Origin of the sequence: Mycobacterium intermedium (assembly GCF_002086275.1) — a bacterium.
GTDB lineage: Bacteria > Actinomycetota > Actinomycetes > Mycobacteriales > Mycobacteriaceae > Mycobacterium > Mycobacterium intermedium.
The window spans coordinates 62,032-74,043 of sequence record NZ_MVHT01000022.1 but is presented as its reverse complement, the minus strand read 5'-3'; the positions used below and the strand labels follow the sequence as shown (position 1 = coordinate 74,043).

The 12,012-nt window shown below is 65.4% G+C and carries 12 protein-coding genes; 5 read left to right on the top strand and 7 right to left on the bottom strand.

Features of this window, described 5'->3' with window-relative positions; translation table 11 throughout:
- A partial coding sequence (locus BST27_RS10630) for a PE family protein (protein WP_083148462.1) occupies positions 1-566 on the bottom strand: 566 nt, incomplete at its 3' end.
- A gap of 240 nt (positions 567-806) precedes the next feature.
- Positions 807-2,273, bottom strand: a complete 1,467-nt coding sequence (locus BST27_RS10625; RefSeq protein WP_069417353.1) for an aldehyde dehydrogenase family protein — start codon at positions 2,271-2,273, stop codon at positions 807-809.
- 32 nt (positions 2,274-2,305) lie between these two features.
- Between BST27_RS10625 and BST27_RS10620 the strand changes: the two genes are divergently transcribed.
- From BST27_RS10620 to BST27_RS10600, 5 genes are all read left to right on the top strand, one after another.
- Complete coding sequence (locus tag BST27_RS10620) at positions 2,306-3,226, top strand: amidohydrolase family protein (protein WP_139805094.1); 921 nt, start codon at positions 2,306-2,308, stop codon at positions 3,224-3,226.
- A 13-nt stretch (positions 3,227-3,239) separates the two neighbouring features.
- The gene (locus tag BST27_RS10615; RefSeq protein ID WP_069417351.1) at positions 3,240-3,809 is read left to right on the top strand and encodes a TetR/AcrR family transcriptional regulator; all 570 of its coding nucleotides are present in this window, start codon (positions 3,240-3,242) and stop codon (positions 3,807-3,809) included.
- Between the two features lie 69 nt (positions 3,810-3,878).
- Positions 3,879-5,045, top strand: coding sequence for an acyl-CoA dehydrogenase family protein (locus tag BST27_RS10610; RefSeq protein WP_069417350.1), 1,167 nt, complete (start codon positions 3,879-3,881; stop codon positions 5,043-5,045).
- A gap of 95 nt (positions 5,046-5,140) precedes the next feature.
- Positions 5,141-5,341 carry a DUF3761 domain-containing protein gene (locus BST27_RS35030; protein ID WP_170062298.1) on the top strand — a complete coding sequence of 67 codons (201 nt, stop codon included), beginning with the start codon at positions 5,141-5,143 and terminating at the stop codon, positions 5,339-5,341.
- Positions 5,342-5,348: 7 nt separating this feature from the next.
- Positions 5,349-6,623 carry an MreC domain-containing protein gene (locus BST27_RS10600; RefSeq protein ID WP_069417349.1) on the top strand — a complete coding sequence of 425 codons (1,275 nt, stop codon included), beginning with the start codon at positions 5,349-5,351 and terminating at the stop codon, positions 6,621-6,623.
- A gap of 60 nt (positions 6,624-6,683) precedes the next feature.
- Here the strand turns inward: BST27_RS10600 and BST27_RS10595 are convergent, their stop codons facing one another.
- Genes BST27_RS10595 through BST27_RS10575 form a run of 5 tightly spaced genes read right to left on the bottom strand, consistent with a single transcriptional unit; the run spans position 6,684 to position 12,011 of the window.
- Positions 6,684-7,547, bottom strand: coding sequence for an adenylate/guanylate cyclase domain-containing protein (locus BST27_RS10595; protein ID WP_069417348.1), 864 nt, complete (start codon positions 7,545-7,547; stop codon positions 6,684-6,686).
- On the bottom strand, positions 7,544-8,353 hold the full coding sequence (locus tag BST27_RS10590; protein WP_069417347.1) for an HpcH/HpaI aldolase/citrate lyase family protein: 810 nt from the start codon (positions 8,351-8,353) through the stop codon (positions 7,544-7,546). Before BST27_RS10590 ends, BST27_RS10595 begins: the two co-directional genes overlap by 4 nt.
- The gene (locus BST27_RS10585; protein ID WP_069417346.1) at positions 8,353-8,844 is read right to left on the bottom strand and encodes a MaoC family dehydratase; all 492 of its coding nucleotides are present in this window, start codon (positions 8,842-8,844) and stop codon (positions 8,353-8,355) included. Before BST27_RS10585 ends, BST27_RS10590 begins: the two co-directional genes overlap by 1 nt.
- Positions 8,841-10,007, bottom strand: coding sequence for an acyl-CoA dehydrogenase family protein (locus tag BST27_RS10580; RefSeq protein WP_069417345.1), 1,167 nt, complete (start codon positions 10,005-10,007; stop codon positions 8,841-8,843). Before BST27_RS10580 ends, BST27_RS10585 begins: the two co-directional genes overlap by 4 nt.
- A gap of 6 nt (positions 10,008-10,013) precedes the next feature.
- Entirely contained in the window at positions 10,014-12,011 is a 1,998-nt protein-coding gene (locus tag BST27_RS10575; RefSeq protein WP_069417344.1) for an acetyl/propionyl/methylcrotonyl-CoA carboxylase subunit alpha, read from the bottom strand.
- Position 12,012 lies beyond the last annotated feature (1 nt).

Genomic DNA, 12,012 nt, shown 5'->3' with positions numbered 1-12,012 from the left:
GACCCGCCGGTGCCACCATTGCCGCCGTCGCCGACTAGGTGTGCGCTTCCGCCCGCACCGCCAGCGCCCGCGGTGCCGAACAGTCCGGCAGCCCCGCCGTTCCCGCCCTTTTGCCCGATCGGGCCCGAGCCGCCGGATCCGCCGTTACCGAGCAACCAACCGCCGGGGGCACCATCTTGTCCCGTGCCAGGGGCCCCGTTGGCACCATTGCCGATCAGCGGGCGCCCGGTCAGCTGCCGGATCGGCCCATTGATGACGTCCAGCACACTCTGCAGCGGCGACGCCGCCGCGGCCTCGGCACTCCCGTAGGCGCGCGCGCCAGCCGTCAATGCCTGGACGAACTGTTCATGAAACGCCGTGGCCTGCGCACTCAACGCCTGGTATTGCTGCCCGTGGGCGGAAAAGAGCGCGGCGATCGCTGCCGACACCTCATCGGCGCCCGCGGCGAGCATCGCCGTCGTACCGACACTCGCGGTTGCGTTGGCCGCGTTCAGCGTCGATCCGATGTTGGCCAAATCGGCTGCGGCAGCGGTGATTAGGTCGGTCGCGGCGATTACATAAGACATGTCGTGTACCCCTTGCTCGTCGAGGCGGACTGGCCGAGACCGCGTGTCCGGTGCGGCGTCGCGAACACAGACTCACCCCAAACGAGAGGGGCGGTTAGAGTAGTCGGCTACTTAATTCCGACGGGGCCTGCCGAAAACCGGCTCAGCTGTCGCTGCAAGCCGGGCACGAAGACAGCCCATTCCTGGCCGTGGCCGAGGTGACCGGTGTGCCTGACACCTTTAGGCAGGCCCAAGCGCTGGTCAGTGCGGCCCCGGCAGCGACGCCGCGTCATCGCGACGGATGAGCGTCTGCACGTCGGTGACCTCCTCGATCGAGGCCCATCCGTTGATACGTCCGATCCCGCTTTGCTTGACCCCACCGAACGGCGTGGTGTGATCGGATGCCCCGGCGCGATGCACGTTGACGAATACGGTGCCCGCCTCGATCTGGCGGGCCACCTCGAAGGCATGGTCATCGTCTCGAGTCCAAACCGACGCCGCCAGGCCGAACTCGGAGTCATTGGCCATCCGAATCGCCTCTTCTTCGGAATCGAACGCCAGGATCGGCAGTGCTGGGGCGAATTGTTCGGCGGCCACCAACTCAGCCTCCTGCGCGATGTCACTCACTATGTGCGGCAACAGGAAATGTCCCTCGTCCCAGGTCGACGGGTCGACCTTGCGGCCGAGCTGTCGCACGGTGGCACCCGAGGCGGCCGCGTCATCGATGAGCCGCTGCACCCGTTGCCGGGCATGCTGCGTGATCAGCGGCCCGATCGTGCTCTCCGGGTTCAATCCGTCACCGACGGCGATCTCATTCACCGCATCGACCAGCGCGTCCACGAGCTCTCGGTAATGGCTGCGGTGGACGTAAATCCGCTTGATGGCAAAGCAAATCTGTCCCGAACAGGTGAAGGCGGAGTGGCGCAACCCTTTCACCAGTTCGTCGTCGACAACCGCCGACGAGAGGACGAGCGCCGGATCGTTCCCTCCTAGCTCCAGGCCGACGCCGGTGATGTTCTGGGCTGCGGATCGCATCACTTCGCGCCCGCTGACCACACCGCCGGTGAACAGGATGCGACGTACCAGCGGATGCCCGGCCAAAGCGTTACCCGTCTCGGCGCCGTCGCCCGGCACGACGTTCAATACTCCCGGTGGTAGCGCGGCGGCGACTGCCGTAACCGTCTTGGTGAGCGCTATCGGCGCCAACTCAGGCGGCTTCACCACCACCGTGTTCCCCGCGGCCAAGGCGGCGGCGATCCCGTTAAAAGCAAGCAGCACAGGATAATTCCACGGAACGATCACACCGACGACGCCCACCGGTCGTCGTCGAACAATGAACCGGCCGCGTTCGTTCTCGGTGACATCCTCGGCCACGACGCGCTCGATCAACTTCGAGCACTCGTGGAGGAGATACGGCGCACCAGCGAGATCGAGGGCCGACTCCCACAACACCTTGCCCTGCTCACGGGTGAGCAACGTGGTGAGCGCATCGAAGTCTGCCATCGCAGCGACGGCCGCCTCCCTCATCAGCCGCTTGCGATCTCGCGGCGAAACAGCCGCCCATTCTGCGGCGGCGGCGTGCGCGGCACGCACGGCTTGGTCGACGACCGCGGTACCGCAATGCGCTGCCAGACCGACGATTTCGTGGGAATGAGCCGGGTTGTGAACGGGACGCGAATCCGTCTGTACCGCAGTGCCACCGATGTAGGCAGCCGCGATTTCGGCCATGTCCGGAGCATACCAAGAGGTATGGTGTGGCCATGGTCAGCGGCTTGGTCGACGTGCATCACCATGTGGTTCCAGACGTCTACCGGGCGGCTATCAAGGCTGCTACCGACGGCACGGTTGGCGGCATCCCGCAACCGGCTTGGTCCGAACAGGCGATGCTGGACCGCATCGAAAGTCTCGGGGTCGAACGGGCCGTCGTGTCGATTTCCGCGCCGGCACTCGAACCCGTCGACGACGCCGAACGCCCCGCCCTGGCCCGCGCCTGCAATGACGCCATCGCCGATCTGGCAAGGCGCAATCCCGGTACCATCGGCGGCTTCGCCGTCCTTCCCATGCCCGATGTCGCGGCTTCGGTGGCCGAGGCTCGGCGCGCCCTGGGCGAACTGAAACTCGACGGCATTGCCGTGTTGACGAACTATGGTGGCCGCTACCTGGGCGACGTCTCGTTTGCCCCGCTGCTGGAAGAACTCGACCGCCACGGCGCGGTTGTGCATGTCCACCCGAATCTTCCACCGCCGATGACGGGAGCGCAGTTGGCGCTACCGGCCCCGGTTTTGGAATTCACCTTCGACACCACGCGGATGTTCGCCGAGATGATCCTCACCGAGACATTGCAGCGCTACCCAGGCCTGACCCTGGTGCTGTCGCATTTGGGCGGCACGCTGCCCTGGGTTGCCTGGCGGCTGTCAATGCTGGACGACTTTCCGTCTGCGAAGGGCGGGCCCCGGGAGCCCGTTCGAGACCAACTGCGACGCTGCTACTACGACGTGGCGTTGTCCGCCGACCCAGCGGCACTGCGACTCGCCGCTGAGGTCGTTGGCACCGACCGGCTCCTCTACGGAAGCGATTTCCCTTTTGCTCCTGCAGGTTTCATCGACCGCAATCGAACAAACGTGCACGAACGGCTGGCGTCCGCAACCAGCGACAATGCGGGGCGACTGTTCGGCGCTTGATTAGGCTGTAGCAATGCCGCCGAAGGAGCCGAAGCGCAGTGGAAGCACCAGCACGAAGGAAGCCTGGCTACAGACCGGTTACGCGATCCTGGCTGACGAAGGGTTCAAAGCCCTCAAGATCGACAATCTGACGTCGCGGCTCGGGGTAACCAAAGGCAGCTTCTACTGGCATTTCACCGACATGGCCGCCTACAAGGCGGCACTAGTGGCCAATTGGGCTCAGTGGCGTGATGAGGACCACAAGCAATTCAACGAGCTGGCCAAATTGGAACCCAGGGCGCGGCTGATCGAGATGATGGCGACGCTGGTGAGTCCGCGCTATTGGATGCTGGAGCGCGCGATGCGAGAGTGGGCCCGGTCAGATCCCCAAGCTGCCGCCAGCGTCGGACAGGCGGACCGTCACACCCGCCTAGCGGTGCGGCAGGCGTTCCTCGACTACGGATTCGACCCGAAGACCGCCGAGCAGCGTGCCACATGGACATTCGCGCTGGGGATCGGCGCGTTGCACCTGTCGAAGTCCAAGCGCGCCCACGTACCGGCGTCCGAGCGCGAAGAACTTGTCGATTTCATGCTGCGCCCCTGACCTGGGCAGAGGCCGCACAACCTCCCGCGCGTTGTCGGCACCATACTAAAAAGTATAGAGTGGTGCGTCATGCAGCCGGACATTTCGCCCTCGACGCTGGTTCCCGATGACTTCATCGCGCGGCTGGCCGAACGCGCCCCGGAGGCCGAGCGGTTGCGCAGGCTGCCCGATGACACCGTGGCGGAGGTCCGCGCCAGTGACCTGCTCAGGTTGTTGCTGCCCAAGCGCTTTGGCGGCCTAGAAGCAAGCTTTCCCGATGTCTTGATGCCTATTCAACGCATGGCTCACGGCTGTGCTTCCAGCTCGTGGACCATCGGATTCTTCGTGCTGCACAACTGGTTCTTGTCGCTGTTCGAGGAGGAGGCACAGACAGAGGTTTTCGCGTCCGGACCCGTCCTGGCGCCCGCACCCCTCGCACCCACGGGCGCCGCCGAGCGGGTACCTGGTGGGTACAACGTGACTGGCCGATGGGCCTGGGCAACCGGAGCGATGCACGCCGACTGGATCATGGTGTGCGCGCTCTGCGGCTCGGGCGCCGACATGTTCCCGGGCCTGATGGTGCTGCCCGCCGGCGATGCCACCGTCGAAGACACCTGGCATACCGCCGGCATGCGCGGGACAGGTTCCAACGACGTGATCCTTGACAACGTGTTCGTACCCGAGCACCGGATCGTCAAACTGACCGACATCTCGGCCGGGACTGCGCCCGGCGCCAAGGTCCACGATGCGGCGTTGTACCGGTGGCCCGTGATTACCGCGCTCGCCTTCACCGCGGCGATGCCGATTCTCGGCAGCGCGTCGATGATCACCGATGCATTCGCCGAACGGCTGCAGACCCGCGTTCTCGCCTACAGCGGAAAGCGGCAGAAGGAGCAGCCGGCAACCCAGATCCGCCTGGCCGACGCGCGGGTGCGCCTCAACGCGCTGCAAAGCCTGCTCACCGACACCGTGGGCGCCATCGAGGCGACCGTCGCCAGCGGGGACTGCGTCGATCGCAAGACGCGCGCCACGGCCCGGGCCACCGCGGCCCACATCGTGCACGAGTCGCAATCGGTCATCAACAACCTGATGCAAGTAGCGGGCGCATCGGCGAACTTCTTGTCCAATCCGCTGCAGCGGGCTCGGCGCGATGTCGAGATGGGCTCGGGACACGTCATTTTCGACCCGGACACCGCTCGCGAGTTGGCGGGCGCCCTTGAGGTCGGATTGGAGATATCGCCGATAGCGATGATCTAGAACGCGAGTTCTCTGAATTTCATGCGGTTACGCAATCGTACCCATACGCTGCCCGTTGGGGCCGGGCACCCCTCAAGAACACATCATTTAAAGGGGTGCGACATGCGAATAAGGCGATTATTTGCCATGGCAGCGATAGCGGGAGGTCATTCAGCACGCACCACGCGGGTACCTGCTCGGGTCACGGTGGTGTCCGGCAGTGGCTCACCAATCAGGGCGCAGGACGGCCTGATACGGACCTCGCCCGATACGCGGAAGGCGCGTCTCACTGGTCTGGGTTCGTCTCGATGAGATGATTGCCCAGTGGCGGAAGGCGAACAACCCACGAGGACCGACGAATCGTACGCGAACGCCGACGGCGTGCCGGGACAGCAGCCCGTCGGTGCGGCAGATCCGGAGACCGGACCGGCATCCGACCAAAGCTCAAACGCGCAGCAGTCGCCGCCGCCACAGATGTGGCAATGGCCGCCCACGGTGCCGACGACACCGCCACCGCCCGCATCGAGATTCAAGGCCCCGACGATCGATTGGCACGCCCACGCGGCTACTTGGCGAACACGCTTTCACACCGGGTTCACCCACCTGGGTGGCTGGTTGGTCCAGCTCGCCAAGGCCCTAGGCCACGTTGGTAGCTGGCTGGGCGGACGACTGGTGCGCCTGAGTGAACTCCGGCCCGCTCCCCTGGAGACGATCGGCATACTCACCGGACTTGCCGCTCTGAGCGTCGTCGGAGCATTCGCTTTCTGGGGCACTGCGATCGGTCAAGCGTGCGTCATCGCGTTCACTCCGGGACTCTGCATCGCCATCGGCATCCTCGGAAACCGTTGGTACAGCAGGCATGCACCCGACCAACAGTTGGCAAGAGCCACACACAGCGCGGTTTTCGCAACCCTGAACTTGAAGAGGTCCGTCCGCTATGTCGACGAGCGGCTCGCGGAAGCCCAGCGCCACTTCGAGAATGGCCGAAACGACAATGGCCTCACGGAGATTGTGCGAGCCAAGACCGCAACGGAACTATCCTTGGGCACCACCGAACAGGCCCCGAGCCAACGGAAGTCCGTCCCGGCTCCCGATACCGAAACCCGCGGACTCATTCAAGGCAGCGTCGCCCGCGTCGAAGACGAATACACGCTGATCGTCAACCGCGGGTCCGAGCATGGCGTGCAATCCGACATGATCTTTGCGGTGATGGCCCACGGTGGCGATGAGATCGTCGATCCCGAGACGGGCGCGGTGATCGGCGAACTGCCCACCGAGAAACTACGCGTCAAGGTGCTCGATGTGCACCCCAAATACTCACGTGCCGTGACGTTTCGGACGATCGCGCCCGCGAATGCCGACCATCCGGCGCTGGTCGAGTTGGCCCAGTTGGCCGCCGGGCACGACGTACCGGGCGGCGACCACGGCTTCGGCGCGTTCGAATCGATCGACGAGTCGATCGCCAAGATACTGGAAGCCGAGCTGGCAGAGTCGTTTCCGGCCCGCGAGAAGATCGCCAACGCGAAGTCCGTCAGGCCAGAGCCGACCCAGCGTGAAGTCAGGATCGACATCGGCGACCGGGTTCGCCAAGTTAGCTAGCTCTTGACATCCCCGCGAGCAGACACAAACTTGTACGAAAACCGCACGGACAGTACAACTTTACGTCTGCTCGCGGGGGGCGTCTAATGCAAGCGGTGCCGGCATCACCACGACGGGATAAATTTCATGCATACCGCTGAGGCCCTTGAGTTCGACCTCGCGTTGTGGGCCGAGCGCGATCTCGCCCGCATGCGCTATCGCTTCGCGAATCGCTTCACTGACTAGGATTTCGCCGCCTTTGGCCTGTCCGGCAACCCGCGCAGCCATCGCCACGTTGCGTCCAAAGAGGTCATCCCCGCGGCGCACCGAGCTGCCCACGTGTAGGCCCATGCGCACTCGGATGTTCTCCCATCGCTCGGGGTCGGCCTGCAACGCGCGCTGTATCGCGATACTGCAGCGCACGGCCTGTGCGGGATCCGGGAAGGCCATCATGAAGCCGTCGCCCTGGGTCTTGATCACATGACCGCCGTGCGCCTCCACCTGCTTGTTGATCAGCTTGTTGTGCCGCTCAAGCAGTTTCACCCACCCTAGGTCGCCCAACTTCTCGTTGAGCTCGGTGGAACGCTCGATGTCGGAAAAGGCGATCACCACATCGCCGTCGGCCACCATCCGGGCGAGGTCGGGGCGTTCGACCCGGGCCCAGCCCGCGAGATCCTCGAACGAGTTACGGACGGTGGCGCCAATTCCCTTGTTGATCAGCGAATCTGCGGTCTCCCAGACGGTCTTTATCGCCAGTGGGGCGACTCCGGGCCGTCGAGGCCGGGGGCGACGAGGGCGGGGCTTTGATTTCTCTTGCTTGGCGCGCTCAAGGGCGAGACGTGTCGACGCCAGCTGGCGGCGCGACACGATGAGCACCGTCCCCACGGCGACCAGGCCACCGAATTCCACGACGGCGACGATTGCCCACCAGACCGCAGCGCTCACTCACCCGCCCGTCGCAGCGCCATCTCCGCGTGCCGCAGAACGGGTGAATCCACCATCTGGCCTTCGAAAGCGAACACGCCACGCTCGTTCTTGGCCGCTTCCAGGACGCGTCGCGCCCAGGCCAGTTTCTCGTCGCTGGGACGGTAGGCCTCGCGTACCACGGGAACCTGACTGGGATGGATGCAGACGGTCGCGTCGAAGCCCACCGCGACCGCATCGATCGCTTCTTCCCGCAAGCCCTCGAGGTCGCGGATGTCCAGGTGCACGGCATCAAGCGCCAACCGACCGAACGTGGACGCCGCCAGCAGGGCCGTCGACCTGGCGTGCCGGGCCACATCTCGGTAGGTGCCGTCCGCCCGCCGACTGGAACTGCCGCCCAGCGTGGCGACCAAATCCTCAGCGCCCCACATCAATCCGACGGTGCGTTCAGCCGCCGCTATCTCGGCGGCGAACAATACGCCCCGGGGAGTCTCCGCTAACGCGATGACATCCCGCGGCGCCAGCGCCAACACCTGCTCGGCCGACTCCGTCTTGGACAGCATCACCGTCGTGTACGGGGTGTCGGCCAACGCCTCCAAGTCACGCGGCTGATCTTCGGTGCCGGCAGCATTGATCCGAACGACGGTGCGCTGGGGGTCCAGCGGGGTGTCACGCAATGCCTTCCGCGCCGCGGGCCGATCCGCCGCTGCCACACCGTCTTCGAGGTCGAGGATCACCACGTCGGCCGCGGCGGCGGCCTTGGCGAAGCGTTCCGGGCGATCGGCCGGGCAAAACAGCCACGCCGGACCGGCGTCGCGCAGGCTCATCAGGACTCCCCTTCGGTGGGCCGCTTCTGCACCAGCGTCGTGCGGACCGCACGGGCAACGACGTCGCCGTGCTGATTGCGTCCGGTGTGCTCCAAGGTGACGATGCCCTCGCGCGGACGGCTCTTCGACTCCCGTTTGGCGGTGCAGACGGTTTCCGCATACAGCGTGTCGCCGTGGAAAACCGGTTTGGGAAAAGACACTTCGGAGAAGCCGAGGTTGGCGACGATGGTACCGAGCGTCAGCTGTGCCACGGACAGCCCGACGAGGGTCGAGAGGGTGAACATCGAATTCACCAGTCGCTCACCGCCAAAGCCCGGTTGTTCGGCGGCCCACGCCGCATCGAGGTGCAGGGACTGGGTGTTCATGGTCAGCGTGGTGAACAAGACGTTGTCCGCCTCGGTGACGGTGCGACCGGGCCGGTGCAGGTACGTCGTGCCGATCTCGAATTCCTCAAACCACAGCCCGCGCTGGACAACTGACTTACCCGTCATGACAGTCCCAGCGATCGCGCGATGAGCATCAGCTGCACTTCAGTGGTACCCTCTCCGATCTCGAGGATCTTGCTGTCGCGGTAATGGCGCGCCACCGGGTACTCGTTCATGAACCCGTAGCCGCCGTGGATCTGAGTGGCGTCGCGGGCGTTGTCCATCGCGGCCTCCGAGGAGACCATCTTCGCGATCGCCGCTTCCTTCTTGAACGGCTTGCCCGCCAACATCTTTGCCGCTGCCTCGTAATAGGCCGTCCGGGCCACGTGGGCCCGTGCCTCCATGCGCGCGATCTTGAAGCTGATCGCCTGGTAGGAACCGATCGGCTGGCCGAACGCCTGACGCTCCTTGGCGTACTTGACGCTTTCATCGACACAACCCTGCGCCACGCCGGTCGCCAGCGCGGCGATGGCGATGCGGCCCTCGTCCAGGATGGACAGGAAGTTCTTGTACCCGCTGCCGCGAGCGCCGAGCAGATTTTCCTGCGGCACGCGGGCGTCATCGAAGGTCAGCGCGTGGGTGTCCGACGCGTTCCAGCCCACCTTGTTGTACGGCGGCTCGACGATGAATCCCGATGTGCCGCTGGGCACGATGATGGTCGAAATCTCTTTCTTGCCGTCGGCGAGACTGCCGGTGACCGCGGTCACGGTGACCAGCGAGGTGATGTCGGTGCCCGAGTTGGTGATGAACTGCTTGTTGCCGTTGATGATCCACTCGTCACCCTCGAGGCGCGCGGTGGTCCGGGTACCACCGGCATCCGATCCCGCACCCGGCTCGGTCAGACCGAAGCCTGCCAGCGCACGCCCGGCGATCAGATCCGGCAGCCACTTCTGCTTCTGCTCCTCGGTGCCGAACCGGTAGATGGGCATGGCGCCGAGGCCTACCCCGGCCTCCAGGGTGATCGCCACTGACTGGTCGACCTTGCCCAATTCTTCGAGCGCAAGGGCGAGTGCGAAGTAGTCGCCGCCCATGCCGCCGTACTCCTCCGGGAAAGGCAGTCCGAAGAGACCCATCTCGCCCATCTTGGCGATGACTTCGTACGGGAAGCTGTGTTCCTCATCGTGTTTGGCGGATACGGGAGCGACGACGGAGCGGGCGAAGTCGGCAACCGTATCGCGGAGATCCTCGTATTCCTTGGGCAGTGTTCCCGCAGGAATGGTTGTAGTCATAATCCTTTATTCCTTGCTTTCGGTAGCTTCTTCGGGGACCAGCCGGGCAAGCACCTGGTCCACCTTCACCTGGTCGCCGACGGACACCAGCACCTCGACTCGACCCGAAACCGGTGCCGTCAGTGGGTGTTCCATCTTCATCGCCTCGACGACCACCACGACGTCGCCTTCGGAGACTTCGGCTCCGGAGTCGACCTGGACGGCGATGACGCTGCCCGGCATCGGGCTGACGACCTCCGCCTGCTGTTCGCCGACCGCACGGTGAATCTTGTGCTCCTCGGCCTCATAGAGGTGCCACGTTCCCCGCTCGTCGGCGATCCACAAGTGCCGATCGGCTTCCGCCCAGCGATAATCGCGACGCAGCCCGTCGAGGGTCACGCTGATCGTGCCGCGCCCGACATCCGCACTGGCGGAGAGGATGTCGCCGTCGCCGACCTGAACCCTGGCGTCGGTGGCCAGGCCCCACACCGATACCATCTCGCTGCGCAACGGGGTACGCATGTCCGTTCGGACCGGAGCCGTTACACCGCCCACCCGCCAGCCCGTCGGGGCGTCCCAGGGGGTGCTCGTCGCGGAACGACCCCTGAGAGATAAAGCCCACTGCCGGAAGAGACCGCCCGCGGCCAGTACGTCATCTGGTGCGGGCAGCGGGGTGAAGTCGCCCGAACGTTCGTCCAGCAGCGCGGTGTCCAAGTCGCCGGCCTGGACGCGGTCGTCGGCGAGCAGGAAGCGCAGGAACTCGACATTGGTCTGCACGCCCAGCACGGCGGTGTGCGCCAGCGCGCGATCGAGACGCTCCAGGGCCTGCGCACGGTCGGTCCCGTGCGCGATCACCTTGCTCAGCATCGGGTCGTAATCGCTGCCGACGACCGTGCCGGCCGACAGCGAGGAGTCCACTCGCACCCCGTTGCCGGACGGCTCGATCACCTCCAACACCCGGCCGCCGGTCGGCAGAAATCCCCGGGCGGGATCTTCGGCGTAGATCCGAGCCTCGATCGCGTGGCCGCTCAATTCGATGTCGTCTTGGGCGAATCCAAGCTTCTCACCGGCAGCCACGCGCAGCTGCCACTCGACGAGGTCCAAGCCGGTAACGGCCTCGGTGACCGGATGTTCCACCTGCAGGCGGGTGTTCATCTCCATGAAGAAGAACTCGTCGGGCCGGTCCGCGGAAACGATGAACTCCACCGTGCCCGCGCCGACGTAGTCGACACTGCGGGCGGTATTGCACGCCGCGGCGCCGATCCGCGCCCGGGTTTGCGGGTCGAGCAGCGGCGACGGGGCCTCTTCGATGACTTTCTGGTGGCGCCGCTGCAAGCTGCATTCGCGCTCACCGAGGTGGACCACGTTGCCGTGCGTGTCCGCGAGCACCTGGACCTCGATGTGCCTGGGCCGCAGCACAAACCGCTCCAGGAACAGCGTGTCGTCGCCGAACGAGGACGCCGCCTCACGTCGCGCACTGACCAAGGCAGCGCGCAACCTCGCCGGGTCCTCCACCAGATGCATGCCCTTGCCACCGCCGCCTGCCGACGGCTTGATCAGCACCGGATAGCCGACATCGTCCGCGGCCGCGACGAGTTCGTCATCCGTCAAGCCCGGCTTGGCGATGCCTGGGACCACCGGAACATCAAAGGCCGCGACGGCGTTCTTGGCGGCGATCTTGTCGCCCATCACCTCGATCGCACGGGAGGGCGGGCCCAGGAAAACCACCCCGGCACGTTCGCAGGCCGCGGCGAAATCGGAGTTCTCGGAAAGAAACCCGTATCCGGGATGGATGGCCTGCGATCCGGTGCGCACGGCCGCGTCGATGACCTTGTCGATGGCCAGGTAGCTCTCGCGGGCCGCCGCCGGCCCCAACCGCACCGCTTCGTCGGCCTCGAGTACGTGCCGCGCCCCGGCGTCGGCATCGCTGTAGACAGCGACCGAGCGAATTCCCAACCGGCGCAGGGTGCGGATCACGCGCACCGCGATCTCGCCGCGGTTGGCCACCAATACCGTGTCAAACATC

Bases quoted from the DNA above. Each gene is read 5' to 3' on its own strand.
- BST27_RS10610 (WP_069417350.1), top strand. From the start codon at position 3,879: ATGCAGCCGGACATTTCGCCCTCGACGCTGGTTCCCGATGACTTCATC.
- BST27_RS10590 (WP_069417347.1), bottom strand. From the start codon at position 8,353: ATGAGCCTGCGCGACGCCGGTCCGGCGTGGCTGTTTTGCCCGGCCGAT.
- BST27_RS10580 (WP_069417345.1), bottom strand. From the start codon at position 10,007: ATGACTACAACCATTCCTGCGGGAACACTGCCCAAGGAATACGAGGAT.
- BST27_RS10585 (WP_069417346.1), bottom strand. From the start codon at position 8,844: ATGACGGGTAAGTCAGTTGTCCAGCGCGGGCTGTGGTTTGAGGAATTC.
- BST27_RS10615 (WP_069417351.1), top strand. From the start codon at position 3,240: ATGCCGCCGAAGGAGCCGAAGCGCAGTGGAAGCACCAGCACGAAGGAA.
- BST27_RS10625 (WP_069417353.1), bottom strand. From the start codon at position 2,273: ATGGCCGAAATCGCGGCTGCCTACATCGGTGGCACTGCGGTACAGACG.
- BST27_RS10620 (WP_139805094.1), top strand. From the start codon at position 2,306: ATGGTCAGCGGCTTGGTCGACGTGCATCACCATGTGGTTCCAGACGTC.
- BST27_RS10575 (WP_069417344.1), bottom strand. From the start codon at position 12,011: ATGTTTGACACGGTATTGGTGGCCAACCGCGGCGAGATCGCGGTGCGC.